At 70.5% G+C, this 16,311-nt stretch carries 17 protein-coding genes and 1 pseudogene; 13 read left to right on the top strand and 5 right to left on the bottom strand.

Features of this window, described 5'->3' with window-relative positions; translation table 11 throughout:
* Position 1: 1 nt before the first annotated feature.
* Positions 2 to 1,027, top strand: coding sequence for a PadR family transcriptional regulator (locus ACGF12_RS03855; protein WP_393025050.1), 1,026 nt, complete (start codon positions 2 to 4; stop codon positions 1,025 to 1,027).
* Positions 1,028 to 1,121: 94 nt separating this feature from the next.
* Here the strand turns inward: ACGF12_RS03855 and ACGF12_RS03850 are convergent, their stop codons facing one another.
* Together ACGF12_RS03850 and ACGF12_RS03845 are read right to left on the bottom strand one after the other, a co-directional pair.
* On the bottom strand, positions 1,122 to 2,084 hold the full coding sequence (locus ACGF12_RS03850; protein ID WP_380614423.1) for a zinc-binding dehydrogenase: 963 nt from the start codon (positions 2,082 to 2,084) through the stop codon (positions 1,122 to 1,124).
* Between the two features lie 251 nt (positions 2,085 to 2,335).
* A complete protein-coding gene (locus tag ACGF12_RS03845) occupies positions 2,336 to 3,532 on the bottom strand; it encodes an NADP-dependent malic enzyme (RefSeq protein ID WP_393025047.1) in 1,197 nt (398 codons plus the stop codon).
* A 579-nt stretch (positions 3,533 to 4,111) separates the two neighbouring features.
* Here ACGF12_RS03845 and ACGF12_RS03840 point away from each other — a divergent pair.
* The 5 genes from ACGF12_RS03840 to ACGF12_RS03820 all read left to right on the top strand — a co-directional run bounded on the left by ACGF12_RS03840 (position 4,112) and on the right by ACGF12_RS03820 (position 8,926).
* On the top strand, positions 4,112 to 5,038 hold the full coding sequence (locus ACGF12_RS03840; protein ID WP_393025045.1) for an ABC transporter substrate-binding protein: 927 nt from the start codon (positions 4,112 to 4,114) through the stop codon (positions 5,036 to 5,038).
* 446 nt (positions 5,039 to 5,484) lie between these two features.
* A complete protein-coding gene (locus ACGF12_RS03835; protein ID WP_393025042.1) occupies positions 5,485 to 6,411 on the top strand; it encodes an ABC transporter substrate-binding protein in 927 nt (308 codons plus the stop codon).
* 37 nt (positions 6,412 to 6,448) lie between these two features.
* Positions 6,449 to 7,423 (top strand): amino acid ABC transporter permease, encoded by a 975-nt coding sequence (locus ACGF12_RS03830; protein ID WP_393025039.1) that lies wholly within the window; start codon positions 6,449 to 6,451, stop codon positions 7,421 to 7,423.
* Between the two features lie 47 nt (positions 7,424 to 7,470).
* Positions 7,471 to 8,223 (top strand): amino acid ABC transporter ATP-binding protein, encoded by a 753-nt coding sequence (locus ACGF12_RS03825; protein WP_393025205.1) that lies wholly within the window; start codon positions 7,471 to 7,473, stop codon positions 8,221 to 8,223.
* 115 nt (positions 8,224 to 8,338) lie between these two features.
* Positions 8,339 to 8,926: a CGNR zinc finger domain-containing protein gene (locus tag ACGF12_RS03820; protein ID WP_393025036.1), complete on the top strand. Its 588-nt coding sequence runs from the start codon at positions 8,339 to 8,341 to the stop codon at positions 8,924 to 8,926.
* 21 nt (positions 8,927 to 8,947) lie between these two features.
* On the opposite strand, the gene sodX is transcribed toward ACGF12_RS03820, so the two are convergent.
* Positions 8,948 to 9,310: a nickel-type superoxide dismutase maturation protease gene (gene sodX / locus ACGF12_RS03815; RefSeq protein WP_393025202.1), complete on the bottom strand. Its 363-nt coding sequence runs from the start codon at positions 9,308 to 9,310 to the stop codon at positions 8,948 to 8,950.
* A 258-nt stretch (positions 9,311 to 9,568) separates the two neighbouring features.
* Between sodX and sodN the strand changes: the two genes are divergently transcribed.
* Positions 9,569 to 9,964, top strand: coding sequence for a superoxide dismutase, Ni (sodN, locus tag ACGF12_RS03810; protein ID WP_030057980.1), 396 nt, complete (start codon positions 9,569 to 9,571; stop codon positions 9,962 to 9,964).
* A 231-nt stretch (positions 9,965 to 10,195) separates the two neighbouring features.
* Here sodN and ACGF12_RS03805 read toward each other — a convergent pair whose 3' ends face one another.
* Positions 10,196 to 11,353, bottom strand: coding sequence for an RNA-guided endonuclease InsQ/TnpB family protein (locus ACGF12_RS03805; protein ID WP_393025033.1), 1,158 nt, complete (start codon positions 11,351 to 11,353; stop codon positions 10,196 to 10,198).
* 71 nt (positions 11,354 to 11,424) lie between these two features.
* Here ACGF12_RS03805 and ACGF12_RS03800 point away from each other — a divergent pair.
* From ACGF12_RS03800 to ACGF12_RS03775, 6 genes and pseudogenes are all read left to right on the top strand, one after another.
* Positions 11,425 to 11,997 (top strand): annotated as a pseudogene (locus ACGF12_RS03800) (ABC transporter ATP-binding protein); the annotation flags it as partial.
* A gap of 36 nt (positions 11,998 to 12,033) precedes the next feature.
* Positions 12,034 to 13,026 (top strand): ABC transporter substrate-binding protein, encoded by a 993-nt coding sequence (locus tag ACGF12_RS03795; RefSeq protein WP_393025030.1) that lies wholly within the window; start codon positions 12,034 to 12,036, stop codon positions 13,024 to 13,026.
* A gap of 88 nt (positions 13,027 to 13,114) precedes the next feature.
* Positions 13,115 to 13,498 (top strand): nuclear transport factor 2 family protein, encoded by a 384-nt coding sequence (locus ACGF12_RS03790; protein WP_393025027.1) that lies wholly within the window; start codon positions 13,115 to 13,117, stop codon positions 13,496 to 13,498.
* Positions 13,499 to 13,507: 9 nt separating this feature from the next.
* Positions 13,508 to 13,984: a GNAT family N-acetyltransferase gene (locus tag ACGF12_RS03785; protein WP_393025025.1), complete on the top strand. Its 477-nt coding sequence runs from the start codon at positions 13,508 to 13,510 to the stop codon at positions 13,982 to 13,984.
* 245 nt (positions 13,985 to 14,229) lie between these two features.
* Positions 14,230 to 14,640: an anti-sigma regulatory factor gene (locus ACGF12_RS03780; protein ID WP_359966134.1), complete on the top strand. Its 411-nt coding sequence runs from the start codon at positions 14,230 to 14,232 to the stop codon at positions 14,638 to 14,640.
* Positions 14,641 to 14,909: 269 nt separating this feature from the next.
* Complete coding sequence (locus ACGF12_RS03775) at positions 14,910 to 15,791, top strand: RNA polymerase sigma factor SigF (protein ID WP_387629084.1); 882 nt, start codon at positions 14,910 to 14,912, stop codon at positions 15,789 to 15,791.
* 84 nt (positions 15,792 to 15,875) lie between these two features.
* On the opposite strand, the gene ACGF12_RS03770 is transcribed toward ACGF12_RS03775, so the two are convergent.
* Complete coding sequence (locus tag ACGF12_RS03770; RefSeq protein ID WP_393025020.1) at positions 15,876 to 16,292, bottom strand: hypothetical protein; 417 nt, start codon at positions 16,290 to 16,292, stop codon at positions 15,876 to 15,878.
* Positions 16,293 to 16,311 lie beyond the last annotated feature (19 nt).

Raw genomic sequence — 16,311 nt, 5'->3', positions numbered from 1 at the left:
GATGACCCCCGTGTTCGGCCACGGCCGGCTCCGGCTCTACCTGCTGAAGCTGCTGGACGAGGCCCCGCGGCACGGCTACGAGGTGATCCGCCTGCTGGAGGAGCGCTTCCAGGGCCTGTACGCGCCCTCCGCCGGCACGGTCTACCCGCGCCTGGCGAAGCTGGAGCAGGAGGGCCTGGTCAGCCACAGCACCGAGGGCGGCCGCAAGGTCTACCGGCTGACCGACGCCGGGCGCACGGAACTCGAAGCCCGTCAGGGCGAGTTGGACGAGCTGGAACTGGAGATCCACGACTCCGTGGCGCAGCTCGCCGGGGCGATCCGGGAGGACGTCCGGGACAGCGCCAAGGACCTGCGCGAGGAACTGTGGCAGGCCGCCAAGCAGGCCCCCCGGCCGGACCGCACCGAGGGCGGCGGCGACCCGTGGGCCGGGCCCTGGGGCGACAACGAGTCCTGGCAGCGCGCCAAGGAGGAGTTCGCCCAGTTCAAGCGGCAGGCCAAGGAGCAGGCCAAGCGCGCCCGGGAGCAGGAGAAGGCCGCCAAGGCCAAGGCGAAGGCCGCCGAGGAGGAGGCCCGCCGACTGCGCGAGCAGGCCAAGGCCTCCCGCAATGCCGCCCAGCAGGAGGCGCTGCGGATAAAGCGCCGGGTCGAGCAGCAGGTGCGCGAGCACGCCGCGAAGGGCGACTGGCCGACCGGGCTGGCCGAGGGCCTGTCCGAGCTGACCAAGGGCCTGGCCGGGCTGGCCGACGCGGCCCGTTGGGGCCAGCCCGCGGACGAGCCGGCCGAGAAGATCACGGTGACCCGGATCGACCTGGACAAGGACGGCGACACCGCCCCCGCCGACCTGCCGTCGTGGGCGCGCACCGACCCGGCCGAGGACCCGGCCCGCGAGTTGGAGCGACTGCTCGACCGCTTCCGCGACCAGGTCCGCGACGCGGCCCGGGACGGCGGGGTGAGCGCCGACGAGCTGGCCGAGGCCCGCTCGGTGCTGGGCGCGGCCGGCGAGCGGCTGAAGCGGCTGCTCGGCTGAGCCGCCGGCCCCGACAGGTCGCCGGCCCCGACGGCTTCGGCCCGGTGCCCCGTTCGAGGGGCACCGGGCCCGCCGCGCTCAGGGGCGCCGCGAATCAGGGGTTGAGCACGATCTTGCCGAAGACGTCGCCCTTGGCCAGCCGGGCGAAGCCCTCCCGGGCCTCGGACAGCGGCAGCACCGAGTCGATCACCGGACGGACGCCGGTGGTCGCGCACAGCGACAGCAGCCCGGCCAGCTCCTCCTTGGTCCCCATGGTCGAGCCGACCACCTTGAGCTCCAGGAAGAAGATCCGGTTGAGCTCGGTGGCGCTCGGGTTGGGGCCGGAGGTGGCACCCGAGATGACGATGGTGCCGCCCGGGCGCAGCGACTTCACCGAGTGCGACCAGGTCGCGGCGCCGACCGTCTCCATCACCGCGTCCACCCGGGCGGGCAGCCGGGCGCCGCTCTCGAAGGCCGCGTCCGCGCCGAGCTCGACCGCCCGGCGGCGCTTGGCCTCGTCCCGGCCGGTGACCCACACCCGCAGGCCGGCCGCCTTGCCGAGGACGATCAGCGCGGTCGCCACCCCGCCGCCGGCCCCCTGCACCAGGACGGTGTCGCCGGGCTTGACCCCGGCGTTGGTGAACAGCATCCGGTAGGCCGTCAGCCAGGCCGTGGGCAGGCAGGCGGCCTCCTCGAAGCTCAGCTCGGCGGGCTTGGGCAGCAGGTTCCAGGTGGGCACGGCCACCTGCTGGGCGAAGGTGCCCTGGTAGCGCTCGGTCAGGATGGACCGGGGCTCGTTCGGGCCCACCCCGTGGCCGGTCTGGCCGATCACCGAGTGGATGACCACCTCGTTGCCGTCCTCGTCGACCCCGGCGGCGTCGCACCCGAGGATCATCGGCAGCTTCTCGGCGGGCAGGCCGACCCCGCGCAGCGACCACAGGTCGTGGTGGTTGAGGCTGGCGGCCTTGACCGTGACCACGCTCCACCCGGGGCGGGCCTGCGGTTCGGGGAGTTCACCCAACTCCAGCCCGCTGAGCGGGTCGTCGGCGTCGATACGTGCGGCGTAGGCAGCAAACATGCCCCGGACGATAGCCGGGACGGCCGAGGCCGGGAACCACGCGTGGGTGTGACGCGTGTCCCGGCCTCAGACTGTGACTCTGATTCCCCCCGCTCGCCTCCGGGCGCTCCGGCCCGCTGCCGACGGTCGTCGCTCCGGCGCTCGTGCCTCGCTTGTCGCTCCTCGCTTTCGGCAGCGGCGCGCCCTTTGGCTCGGGGGGGGGTGGACTCCCCCGCTCGCTCGGAGGCCCGGGGGCGGGGTTCGTCAGATCGTCAGATCCGCGCCACGCCCTCGGCGCGGGCGGCCTCGGCCACCGCCTTGCTGACCGCCGGGGCGACCCGCTCGTCGAACGGCGAGGGGATGACCTTCTGCGGCGTCAGCTCGTCGGCCACCACGCCGGCCAGCGCCTTGGCGGCGGCCAGCTTCATGCCCTCGGTGATCCGCGAGGCCCGCACCTGCAGGGCGCCGGCGAAGATGCCCGGGAAGGCCAGCACGTTGTTGATCTGGTTCGGGAAGTCGCTGCGCCCGGTGGCGACGACCGCCGCGTACTTGTGCGCGACCTCGGGGTGGATCTCCGGGTTGGGGTTGGCCATCGCGAAGATGAACGCGCCCTCGGCCATGGTCGCCACGACCTCCTCCGGCACGGTGCCGCCGGAGACGCCGATGAACACGTCGGCGCCGGCCAGCGCGTCGGCCAGCGAGCCCTTGAGGCCGGTGCGGTTGGTCAGCCCGGCGATCTCGGCCTTGACGTCCGTCAGGTCGCCGCGGCCCTCGTACACCACGCCCTTGCGGTCGCACACGGCCACGTCGCCGATGCCCGCCGCCAGCAGCATCTTGGCGATGGCGATGCCGGCCGCGCCGGCGCCGGAGATGACGGCCCGCAGTGAGCCGATCTCACGGCCGGTCACCTTGGCCGCGTTCCACAGGGCCGCGGTGGTGACGATCGCGGTGCCGTGCTGGTCGTCGTGGAAGACCGGGATGTCCAGGGCCTCCTGGAGCCGGCGCTCGATCTCGAAGCAGCGGGGGGCGGAGATGTCCTCCAGGTTGACGCCGCCGAAGGACGGCGCCAGCCGGACCACGGTCTCGACGATCTCGTCGACCTCGGTGCAGGCGAGCGCGATCGGCACCGCGTCCACCCCGCCGAACTGCTTGAACAGGATGGCCTTGCCCTCCATCACCGGGAGCGAGGCCTCCGGGCCGATGTCCCCCAGGCCCAGCACCGCGGTGCCGTCGGTGACCACCGCGACGGTGTTGGACTTCCAGGTGTAGTCGTTGACCAGCTCCGGCTGCTCGGCGATGGCCGTGCAGACCCGGGCGACACCGGGGGTGTAGGCGAGGGACAGGTCGTCCGCGTCGCGCACCGGCACGGTCGCCCGGATCTCCATCTTGCCACCGCGGTGGAGCGCGAAAACGGCGTCGACCGGATCGTCGGTGTCCTGGGTGCTGCTGTGAATGATCTCCGCTGCCACGATGACCTCTTCGTCATTGATCTGGCGAGGTGCGCGGCCGACAGGACGACCCGTCCGGAAACCGGAAACCGGGTACGCCGAAGCGGACCCGGGGTCAGGGTCGGGGCGCCCGTCGGGTGGCGCCCTCGGATGAGGGTTTTATGGGGTCTTGTGTTGTCCGCGTTGTGCTACCGGGCCGAGCGTAAGTCGGACAAAGACATCGCACCTATGCCTTTTCGTCCTCGTCACATGGCGTTCATCGCCGCGCTGTCGCGTGAGCCGGGGCCCGGCGTCGGAAGCGACGGGCTCCGGCGGCGGCAACGGCGTCAACGCACGCACACCCGCAGGAGTGAACGCAGACCCGAAGGGGAGTCGGCACCCCGGATACGGAGCCACGTGATGACTTCCGGTCCTGGGCACCCCGAGCCTGTCGGGGCTCGTCGGTCTGGTTCGAGCGTTCGGGGGTCACCCGGTACCGAATTCTGACACACCCGCTGCCGGGCCCGGCAGGGTGGGATGTCAGGATCGCTTGTCCGCCATTTGGCGGACAGCACCTTGACACCCCGGCGACCGCGCGTCCCACCCACAGGAGCAGCCCTCATGCGTCATGTCCCCCAGGTCCGTCGTCCGGCCGTCGCCGGAGCCGCACTCGCCGTCGCCGGCGCGCTGCTGCTCACCGGTTGCGGCAGTGACGGGCCGGCCGCCGCGAGCGACCCGGTCAAGGACATCCGCGCCAAGCTGCCCAAGGCCCAGCGCTCGGCCGGGGTGCTGCGCATCGGCATGGACGTCAACTACGCGCCGGTGGAGTTCCGCGGCCAGGACGGCAAGCCGGCCGGCCTCGACCCGGAGCTCGCCACGGCCCTCGGCCGGATCCTCGACGTGCGGATCGAATTCGTGGACACCTCCTTCGACAAGCTGATACCGAACCTGCAGGGCAAGCAGTTCGACGTGGCGATGTCCGCGCTCAGCGACATCCGCCAGCGCCGCGAGGGCCTGGACGAGAACGGCAAGCAGGTCAACCCGGGCGTGGACTTCGTGGACTACTTCATCGCCGGCACCTCGATCGTCGTCCCGAAGGGCAACCCCAAGGGGATCAAGACCCTGGACGACCTGTGCGGCAAGACCATCACCTTCCAGCAGGGCACCACTCAGGACGACATCGGCACCCGGCAGGTGGCCGTCTGTGCCCGCACCGGCCGTCAGCTGACCGTGCACAAGTTCGACACCGACGCCAAGGCGCTGGCCGAGGTCACCTCCGGCGCCGCCGCGGCCGGCCTGAACGACTTCCCGGTGGCCGCCTACGCGGCGAAGACCACCGACGGCGGCGGCCGCTTCGAGGTGACCGGCGCCCAGTCCACCTCCAACCCGTACGGGATCGCGGTGCGCAAGACGGACACCGACCTGCGGGACACCCTGTCCAAGGCGGTCGACCAGCTGATCCGCAGCGGCGAGTACGACAAGATCCTCGGCAAGTGGAACGTGAGCGCCGGCGCGGCGCAGAACGCGGTCGTCAACGGGGGCATCTGAGCGGCAGCGGTCGGGCCGGGGGCGGGCGGCCCCCGGCCCGGCCTCCCGGGCGCAATGCGGAGGGATCTGCATACTTATACGCAGGGTGACAGGGGCACGCGATTCGTCCGAATAGCGGACGGTGCGAGCCCTTGTTATCCGATTTTGATCTGGATGAGGGCCACCTGACCGTCATCAGATGGCAGGATTCCCCCCATCTCGGATCGAGCCGACCACTGGTCGAGGCGGTTCCGGCCAACGTCCACCTCGGCGGAGGGTGGCGGAAGCAGTACCCCGCACCACCCTGGGCGGCCCCCTGCGCCCAGGACACTGCACCACCCGGCATGCCCGTACGACGACGTACAGCGACATACCCATCCGTACGGCTCCGTACGGCCAGCTGCCCGGTGCGCCGCTCCCCGCGGCGTACTCCGCCCGATTTCTCTCCCCAGGAGGAGATCCCCCTCATGACCGCCCGTACCCAGCGCACCCGCCTCTTCGCGGCCGGCGTGGCCGCCGTCTCCGTGTCCCTCGTGCTGAGCGCGTGCAGCAGCAGCAAGAGCGAAGGCGGCGGTGCGCCCAACGCCAGCGCGACCGTCAATGAGGTCAAGGCCGACGACAAGCTGGTCGCCCTCCTCCCGGCCGACATCAAGTCGGCCGGCAAGCTCATGGTCGGCGCCGACGCCTCCTACGCGCCGGACGAGTTCAAGGACGACAGCGGCAAGGTCATCGGCATGGACGTCGACCTCGCCACCGCCATCGCCGCCAAGCTCGGCCTGAAGGCCGAGGTCCAGGACTCCGGCTTCACCGCGATCATCCCCGGCATCCAGTCGAACAAGTTCCAGCTCGGCATGTCGTCCTTCACGGACAACAAGGAGCGCGAGCAGGTCGTCGACATGGTGACCTACTTCAACTCCGGCAGCGCCATCGCGGTCAAGAAGGGCAACCCGGAGAAGATCGACCCGAAGGACCTCTGCGGCAAGAAGGTCGCCGTCCAGACCGGCACCACCCAGGCCGACGAGATCAAGGACACCCGCAACCCGGACTGCGCCAAGGCGGGCAAGCCGGGCATCCAGAACGACGGCGACAAGTTCGACCTCCAGACGGACGTCACCAATGCCGTGGTCTCCGGCCGCGACCAGGCGATGATGGCGGACTCCCAGGTCGTCGACTACGCGATCAAGCAGGCGGGCGGGCAGCTGGAGAAGCTCGGCGACACCTACGGCGTGGCCCCCTACGGCGTCGCCCTGGCCAAGGGCTCCAAGCTGACCCCGGCCATCCAGGGCGCCATCCAGTCGCTGATCGACGACGGCACCTACAAGCAGATCCTCACCAAGTGGGGCGTCGAGGCCGGCGCCATCGACAAGTCGACCGTCAACGGCGCCGTCAGCTGACCCCTCGTACGCTTCATCTCTCCCCCGAGGCCACACCGTGAACTCTTTGGACAAGGGGACGGCTGGGCAGGGACGGCCTGAGACCATCAAGGCCGTCCCGGTTCGCCACCCCGGACGCTGGGCGGGCGCAGTCGTCATCGCCCTGCTCGCGGCAATGCTGCTGAGCGCCCTCATCACCAACCCCGCATTCAAGTGGGACGTCGTCGGGCAGTACCTGTTCCACGACAGCATCGTGCACGGCATGGTCGTGACACTGGAGCTGACCGCGCTCTCCATGCTCATGGGTGTGGTCGGCGGCATCATCCTCGCGGTGATGCGCCTGTCCCCGAACCCACTGCTCGCAGGCACCGCCTGGGTCTACATCTGGGTCTTCCGCGGCACCCCGGTGCTGGTGCAGCTGGTGATCTGGAACTTCCTCGGCCTGATCTGGGCCAAGCTGTCGATCGGCGTCCCGTGGGGACCGGAGTTCTGGTCGGAGCAGACCAACGTCCTGATCCCGACCTTCGTCGCCGCGCTGCTGGGCCTCGGTCTCAACGAGGCCGCCTACATGGCGGAGATCGTCCGCGGCGGCATCCAGTCGGTGGACGAGGGCCAGACCGAGGCCGCGCACGCGCTCGGCATGAGCCGGTTCCAGACCATGCGGCGGGTCGTCCTGCCGCAGGCCATGCGGGTGATCATCCCGCCGACCGGCAACGAGACCATCTCGATGCTCAAGACCACCTCGCTGGTCTCCGTGATCTCCCTGGAGGAGATCTTCCGGGCCGGCCAGGTCATCTACTCTCGGAACTACCAGAACATCCCGCTGCTGATCGTGGTCAGCCTCTGGTACCTGTTCTTCACCTCCGTGCTGACCATCGGCCAGTACTACATCGAGCGCTACTACGCCCGCGGCTCCAACCGCACCCTCCCACCCACCCCGCTGCAACGGCTGCGGGGCCTGTTCTCCGGGAAGCCCACCCCGAAGACGACCGCCGACGTCGTCCCGGGGCTCGAGGGAGGTGGTCACGTATGACCGATCTGACCAAGACGCCCGCCGACTCCGTCGCGGCCACCGAGCCCATGGTCCGAGCCGAGGCGGTGCACAAGTCCTACGGCTCGGTCGAGGTCCTCAAGGGCATCGACCTGGAGGTCAAGCAGCGCGAGGTGTTCTGCCTGATCGGACCGTCCGGCTCCGGCAAGTCGACCTTCCTGCGGTGCATCAACCACCTGGAGAAGATCAACGGCGGCCGCCTCTGGGTGGACGGCGAGCTGGTCGGCTACCGGCAGAAGGGCGACAAGCTCCACGAGCTCAAGGACCGCGAGGTCGCCCTGAAGCGCCGCGACATCGGCATGGTGTTCCAGCGCTTCAACCTGTTCCCGCACATGACCGCCATAGAGAACATCATGGAGGCGCCGGTCCAGGTCAAGGGCGAGAGCAAGGCCGACGCCCGCGAGCGCGGTATGGCCCTGCTGCAGCGGGTCGGCCTCGCCGACAAGGCGAAGAACTACCCCTCGCAGCTCTCCGGCGGCCAGCAGCAGCGCGTGGCCATCGCCCGCGCGCTGGCCATGAAGCCCAAGCTGATGCTCTTCGACGAGCCCACGTCGGCGCTCGACCCGGAGCTGGTCGGCGACGTCCTGGACGTCATGCGCGGCCTCGCCGAAGAGGGCATGACCATGGTGGTCGTCACCCACGAGATGGGCTTCGCCCGCGAGGTCGGCGACGCTCTGGTGTTCATGGACGGCGGCGTGGTGGTCGAGTCCGGCAACCCCCGCGAGGTGCTCACCAACCCCCAGCACGAGCGGACCAGGGCCTTCCTCTCCAAGGTGCTCTGACCCCGCACGATCGGCGCCCGGCAGGCACCTTTCCTGCCGGGCGCCGACGTTTTCCCCAGCCGGGTAATAGGCTGGAACCATCCGGCCCGTTACCGAAATCTCTGGAAGGACCGCCGTGGAGCTCGCCTCGTACGCCGATCTCGCCGTTCGGCTGGTGAACACCGAGGAACCCGAGCGCGGCACCGACACGCTGACCTCGGTGGACGCGGTGCGCGCCCTGTTCTCCGACTCCTCCCGGGCCGCCGCGCTGGCCGACGAGTCCGACGTGCCCCGGCTGCGGGGCGTGCGGACCAGGCTGCGCGGGGTGTTCGAGGCCGCCGCCGAGGGGGACGAGGTCCGGGCCGTCGACCTGCTGAACAGCCTGCTGATGGAGTACCCCGTCAGCCCGCTGGTCTCCGGGCACGACTACCTGGACGACGCCGGCCGGCCGCGCTGGCACCTGCACCTGGCCGACAACTCGCCGACCGCCACTGCCCACTTCAGCGCGGTCGCCTGCATGGGCCTGGCCGTCCACCTCACCGAACTGGGCGCCGACCGGCTCGGCATCTGCCAGGCCGCGCCCTGCCGTAACGCCTACCTGGACACCTCGACCAACCGCTCCCGCCGCTACTGCTCGGACCGCTGCGCGACCCGCGCCAACGTGGCCGCCTACCGGGCCCGCAAGCGCCAGGAGGCCGAGGCGGCCCTGAGCTCCGGGAACTAGCCGCGCGCCGGGCAGTAGGCCTCAGAGCTCTTCGACGAAGACCCCGAGACGGCGGGCCAGGCCCGGCACCCTGGCCAGCCGGGGGCTGAGCAGCAGCCGCTCCAGCCGGCGGCCCGGCGCCAGCCAGGCCGGGCTCGGGCGCAGCCGCAGCAGCACCCGGCCGAGCACCAGGTCGTCCGGGACCGGGCCGTAGCTGCGGCTGTCACTGTCCACCGGCCGGTTGTCGGACAGCAGCCACCAGCCCTTCGGGCGGCGCTCGGCCGCCCGCTTCACCACCAGCAGGTCCTGCTGGAGGGGGTGCCGGAACAGCACCACCGCGCCCGGCCGGATCGGCGCGCCGTAGCGGACCAGCAGCTGGTCGCCCTCGCGCAGGGTCGGGACCATCGACGGGCCCGCCACGTCGATCAGCCCGAACGGCACCACGCCGCCGCCCGCACCACCCTGCGGGTCCGCGCTCCGCGCCACGACTCCTCCTCCCGGACCGTCCGCACCCAGTCTGCCGTACGGACCGTCATCCGTTCGATGTCCGGATTACCCCGGTTCCGGGTCCGCCTTTCGCCCTAGGCCCACCGCCCGATCGCGAAACCCGGCGGACGGAAGGGTAATCTCGGGCGCGGGAAGACGATCTAAGGAAGGACTCCCATGTTCTCTCGTCTGTTTGCACCTCGCGCCACCGCTCACGCCCACTGCGACCTGCCCTGCGGCGTGTACGACCCGGCCCAGGCCAAGCTGGAGGCCGAGTCGGTCAAGGCCACCCAGGAGAAGTACCAGGCCAACGAGGACCCGCACTTCCGCGCCCGCGCCATCATCATCAAGGAGCAGCGCGCCGAGGCCGTCAAGCACCACATCTCGGTGCTGTGGAGCGACTACTTCAAGGCCCCGCACTTCGAGAAGTACCCCCAGCTGCACAAGCTGATCAACGACACCCTGAAGGCCGCCTCGGCCGCCAAGGCGTCCACCGACCCGGCCACCGGCCAGGCCCTGCTGGACCTGATCGCCGAGGTCGACAAGATCTTCTGGGAGACCAAGCAGGCCTGAGCCTGACGCGTCGCCACCCGGCCGCCCCCGTCCGCCCGTCGGACGGGGGCGGTCGTGCGTTCACGCCCGATCCATGCCCGGTAAGGGTTGCCTGGCCTGAGTGGCTGTTATGCTGCCAGGGCGTCCGAGGGGGAAGTCCGGTGTCAACGACCTGCCCTGATGGGCGGGCTTGCAGTTCACCGTGTGCCCGGCGAGTCACCCCGTCGGCGGCGTCCGCATCTGACCAGCGCTCTACACGCTGGTGGGCAGGTTGACTGCTGCCCGCTTCCACGCATTGTCCGCGCGATGGCGAATGTTGCGGGAACCGTTGACGTCCGCGTGCATGGTCGTCCCGCAGGAGCGGCACGCGAACGTGGCCTGGTCCACTCGGTTCTGCCTGTGGGTGTGCCAGCAGCCGGAGCACTGCCGGGAGGTGTAGGCCGGGTTGACGTGCACGACCGGCACGCCCGCCCTGCGGGCCTTGTACTCCACGAAGGCTCCGAGCTGGGCGAACGCCCAGGAGTGGAGGCGGTACCGCTGGTCGTGCTTGGCCTTGACCCTCTCGCGGATGCCTGTGAGGTCTTCCAGGGCGATCCCGCGCGAGGTGCGTTCAGCGGTGGTGACGATGGTCTTGGAAATGCGGTGGTTGACGTCGGTTGCGTGCCGCTGCTCACGGCGGCAAATGCGCTTCAGCACGCGCTTGGCGGACTTGGTGCCCTTGGCCTGCAGCTTCGCGCGGAGGGCGAGCATTCGGGCGCGGTGGCGGTTCAGGCCGCGCCCAGCCATCACCTTGCCGTCCGAGGTGGTGGCGATGTTGACGATCCCGAGATCCACCCCAAGCCAGTCCGTCGGCTCAGTCGGCATTCGCGCGGGAACGTCGCAGGTCGCGAACAGGTACCAGGACCCGTCGCGGTGGACCAGATCGGATTCGCCCTGACGGTAGGCACCGAGCATCGCAGCGGCCGCCTCGGAGCAGCGGAAGCCGACGCCTTTCAACCGGCCGGCCGTCGTCCAGATACTCACGGTCCGCGCATCGGTGTTCCAGCTGAGGCAACGGTCATCGAAAGGCTGAGCGGCGTCCTCGCGGAAGCCGATCGGCTTGGATTCGGCCCTATTTCGGCGCCTCGATCCCTTCCGGCCGAGGTTGTCGGCCTTGATGTTCGCCTTCAACGCGGCGTAAGCGTCGCAGACCTTCTTCACTACCCGCACGGCAGGCTGCGCCGAGAGGCCGAACTCGTCCTTGATCTCCCGGTACACCAAAGGCTGGAGACCGTTGCGCCGCATCTCGCCGGTCGCAAAGGCCACCCCGGAGACACGATTCGCAGCTAGGTTGCACGCGCGCAGCGTCGCGGCGAGCGCGTCCGCCTGATACTGCAACAGATCCAGTTTCACCCGGACAACGACCTTCACGAATCCGACCGTAGTTCACGGAAATCGAACGGCTCAACTCCCTTAGCGGCATTACCAAGCGATGCTCTGCCCTGCACGCGCTCACCGCGCGCCGGGCGGCCCGGCGGGTGGCCGCACTGACCCAGGAGCACTCCGCCGGGTTCGACTTCACGGTGGCCGAGGTGGTCGCCATGGGCCGGCTGCCGCACCGCCGCGGCATGGGCGGCCCGACCGACGAGGACCGGCGGCGCTGCACCGAGGCGCTGCACCGGGTCCGGGCCGGGCACCTCGCCGAACGCGGCTTCCTGAGCCTGTCCGGGGGCGAGAGGCAGCGGGTGCTGATCGCCCGCGCGCTGGTCCAGGAACCCCGGCTGCTGGTGCTGGACGAACCCACCAACCACCTGGACATCGCCCACCAGTTGGAGGTGCTGGCGCTGGCCCGGGAGGCCGGGCCGACGGTGCTCACCGCGCTGCACGACCTCAACCTGGCGGCGGGCCACTGCGACCTGCTGTACGTGCTGCGGGCCGGCCGGATCGTCGCCTCCGGGACGCCCCACGAGGTGCTCCGGCCCGCCCTGCTGGCCGAGGTGTTCGGCGTCCGGGCCACCCCGATCCGGCATCCGGACACCGGCGCCCTCCAACTGCTGTTCGACCGCCTCCCCTGAACCACTCGAAGACCGCTCCGATCCGGAAGAAGTGACATGCGCACCAAGGCCGTTGCCACCGCCGCCCTGCTCACCCTCGGACTCACCGCCTGCGGCGCGCAGATCGCCCCCACCGCGGCCACCACCGCCTCCGCCCACTACCCGGTGACCGTGGACAACTGCGGGGAGCGGCTCACCTTCGCGCAGAAGCCCGCCCGGGTGGTGACCAACGACGTCAACATGGCCGAGCTGATGTTCTCCCTCGGCCTCGCCGACCGGATGGCCGGCTACGTGATGCCCGACGACAAGGGCCAGATCGACAAGGTGGCCTGGAAGGACGGGTACCAGCAGACCACCTGGCTCTCCAAGAAGGTGCTCACCAAGGAGATCGCGCTGGACGCCAGGGCCGACCTGGTCTTCGCCGGCTGGCACTACGGCTTCGACGAGGGCAGCGGGGTCACCCCGCAGGCGTTCAGGGCCCTCGGCGTCGACTCCTATGTGCTCAGCGAGTCCTGCCGCAGCGGCAAGGGCCCCGAGCGCGGGGTGATGGACCCGCTGGAGGCGCTCTACACCGACCTCGCCAACCTCGGCGAGATCTTCGACGTCAGGGACCGCGCCGACCGCCTGGTCTCCGATTTCAAGGCGAAGATCGCCGCCGTCCCGCAGCCCGAGCGCCGCCCGTCCGTCTTCCTGTACGACAGCGGGCAGGACAAGCCGTACACCGCAGGGAAGTTCGCCGCCGCCAACCAGATCATCGACAAGGCCGGCGGGGCCAACATCATGGGCGACCTCGCCGACACCTGGGTCACCGCGGGCTGGGAGAGCGTGGTGCGGCGCGACCCCGAGGTGATCGTGATCAACGACTACGCGACCCCGAACGCCGAGGAGAAGCGGAAGTTCCTCAAGTCCTTCCCGCCACTGGCGGGCGTCTCCGCGGTCAGGAACGACCGGATCGTGGTCATGGACTACGTCGACCTGGTCGAGAGCCCGCGCAACCCGGCCGCGATCAGCACCCTGGCCGACTACCTGCGCACCGTCCCGGCCCGCTGACCGGCCCGGGCAGCACCGCTTCCGACCGGGTCCGCCGGGCGTACGCTCAGAGGTACGAGCCGACGGACCCGACCGGAGGAGCGAGATCATGACCACCATGGCGGCGCCGTCCGCCTTCGACACCCGGGCCCTGCGCGAGGGCATCGAGCGCTGCGACTCCGAGGCCCTGCTGGCCCTGTACGCCGAGGACGCCGAACTGCGTGTGGTCGACCGCAAGACCCAGCCCAGCCACCCCCTGGTGATGCACGGGCGGGACGAGATCGGCGCCATGCTGAACGACATCTACGGCCGCGAGATGACCCACAAGCTGGAACAGGTGGTGGTCCAGGGCGACCACGTCGCCTTCCTGGAGTCCTGCCGTTACCCCGACGGCGTGCGGGTGCTGATGTCCTCGATGGCCGACCTGCGGGACGGCCGGATCGTCGACCAGACCTCGATCCAGGCCTGGGACGAGACCGGACCCGAGCAGTAGGCTCGCGGCATGATCCGCACCGCCGTCGTCACCGACGTCCCCGTCATCCTGACCATGATCCGCGAGCTCGCGGACTACGAGAAGGCCCCGCAGGAGGCGGTGGCCACCGAGGAGCAGCTGCGCGACGCGCTGTTCGGCGCCAACCCGGCCCTGTTCGGCCTGATCGCCGAGGACGACACCACCGGCGAGACGGTCGGCTTCGCGGTCTGGTTCCTCAACTTCTCGACCTGGCGCGGCACCCACGGGATCTACCTGGAGGACCTCTACGTCCGCCCGGAGGCCCGCGGCGGCGGCCACGGCAAGGCGCTCCTGCTGGAGCTCGCGCGGATCGCCGTCGAGCGCGGCTACGCGCGGGTGGAGTGGTCGGTGCTCGACTGGAACCAGCCCTCGATCGACTTCTACAAGTCGCTCGGCGCGGTGCCGATGGACGAGTGGACCGTCTACCGGCTCACCGGCGAGGCACTGACCGCCGCCGGCAGTCGTTGAGAGTTGTTGAGAAGACGCTGAGAAGTCGCCGAACCGACCGGTGAGTACGGGCAAAGGCCCTGCCACCCAGCGTCGCAATGCCTTACCATGAGTAACTCTCGCACCGGGGCGCGGAACACCTGCGGCGATGGCGGATCAGCGGCATCGGCGCCCCTTCGCGGGGTAGCAACAGCGGTAGTAACAGCGGTAGCAAGGCCCCCAGTGGGGGTACCAAGCAAGCACAGCGCGTCACCCAGGAGGCAAGGGTGTCCCAGATCGACAGCGATCTCGGAGTTCAGGACTTCGTGGAGGTCCGGCTGCCCGCGGCGGGGGCCTACCTCTCCGTGCTGCGAACAGCGACGGCCGGACTCGCGGCCCGGTTGGACTTCACCCTCGACGAGATCGAGGACCTGCGGATCGCGGTGGACGAGGCCTGCGCCATCCTGCTCCAGCAGGCGGTACCCGGCTCCGTACTGTCCTGCGAGTTCCGCCTGGTCGGCGACTCGCTGAAGGTGACCGTCGCCGCTCCCACCACGGACGGCAAGGCGCCCGAACGGGACACCTTCGCGTGGACGGTGCTCTCCGCGCTGGCCGGCGAGGTCGACTCCTCGGTCGACGAGGACAACACCGTGTCGATCAGCCTGCACAAGAAGCGCGGCGGGTCCGCCGCCCACTAGCCGGGCACCGAGCAGCACCCTGCAAGGGCCGTCCGCCGCTCCCCCACCGGGGCCCGGCGGGCGGCTCCCGGTACCGCCCCCCACGCGGTACGACCAACGAGACGATGCCGAGGCCGTCGGCCCCGGTGCTCCCGGAACGGAACGGGGGAATGGCCGTGAGTGATCTGGACCGTACCGGCCTCGCGACGGCGGGCCCTGCCGTACCGACCCAGGCGAGCGTTCCCGGCCTCGCCGCCAACGACGAAGCGCACCCGAAGGACGCCCACCGGATGAGCCACCCGACCGAGCCGACGTCTGAGCCGACGCCCGCCTCCACGCCTCCACCGGACCAGGCGGACGGGGCCGCGGAGCTGCACGGCGCCGTGCCCGCCCAGGGCGGCTCGCACCGCACCGGCGCCCCGGACCGGGAGGCCGCCCGCGCGCTGTTCGTCCGACTGTCCGCACTGCCCGAGGGCTCCCCGGAGCGCGTCGAGCTGCGCAACCAGCTGGTGCGGATGCACATCCCGCTGGTCGAGCACCTGGCCCGGCGCTTCCGCAACCGGGGCGAGCCGCTGGACGACCTGACCCAGGTCGCCACCATCGGGCTGATCAAGTCGGTGGACCGCTTCGACCACGAGCGCGGGGTCGAGTTCTCCACCTACGCGACGCCGACCATCGTCGGCGAGATCAAGCGGCACTTCCGCGACAAGGGCTGGGCGGTGCGCGTACCGCGCCGCCTGCAGGAGCTGCGGCTGTCGCTCACCACGGCGACCAGCGAGCTCTCCCAGCGGCACGGCCGCTCCCCCACGGTGCACGAGCTGGCCGAGCACCTGGGGATCTCCGAGGAGGACGTCCTGGAGGGCCTGGAGTCCGCCAACGCGTACTCCACGCTGTCCCTGGACGTGCCGGACAGCGACGACGAGTCGCCGGCCGTCGCGGACACCCTGGGCGCCACCGACGAGGCACTGGAGGGCGTCGAGTACCGCGAGTCGCTCAAGCCGCTGCTGGCCCAACTGCCGCCCCGCGAGCAGAAGATCCTGGTGCTGCGGTTCTTCCGGAACATGACCCAGTCGCAGATCGCCGCCGAGGTGGGGATCTCCCAGATGCACGTGTCCCGGCTGCTGGCGCGGACCTTGGCCCAGCTGCGGGAGAAGCTCCTGGTGGAGGAGTAGGACTGACGGCCGCTCAGCTCCTTCGAGCGGCCGCTCAGCAGGCTTCGGCCCAGCGGGCTTCAGGACCTCGGCGGCCCTGTGCGCTCAGCCCTCGTGCTGGGTGTACAGGGCCGCCGTCGACTTCGGGTTCAGCAGCGAGCCGATGCCCACCAGGCCGAGCAGCCCGACCACCGCGCCGACCGCGATCATCCCGCCGCCGCTCTGGATCATGTAGTACGCGACCGGCAGGCAGATCGAGTTGGTCAGCACGGCCGGGCTGCGGCCCCAGCGGCGCTCCTTGAGCAGCGCGCGGGCGGCCAGCATCGGCAGCACGCCGAGCAGCACGATGACCAGGCCGCCGAACTCGTTCAGGGCCAGCTGCTTGGCCTGGCCGGACAGCGCGGACACCATGTCCGAGACGCCGACGACGGCCAGCGCGGCGCCCTCCAGGGCGGTGATGGCGGCGCCCAGGGTGAGCGAAACCGGGCGAGCGGGTGCGGGTGCGGGGGTTTCTGCGGTCACTCCAGCAGGGTAGCCGCCG

The organism is Kitasatospora sp. NPDC048296, assembly GCF_043201815.1.
Classification (GTDB): Bacteria; Actinomycetota; Actinomycetes; order Streptomycetales; family Streptomycetaceae; genus Kitasatospora.
This window is presented reverse-complemented; position numbering and strand designations above follow the sequence as displayed.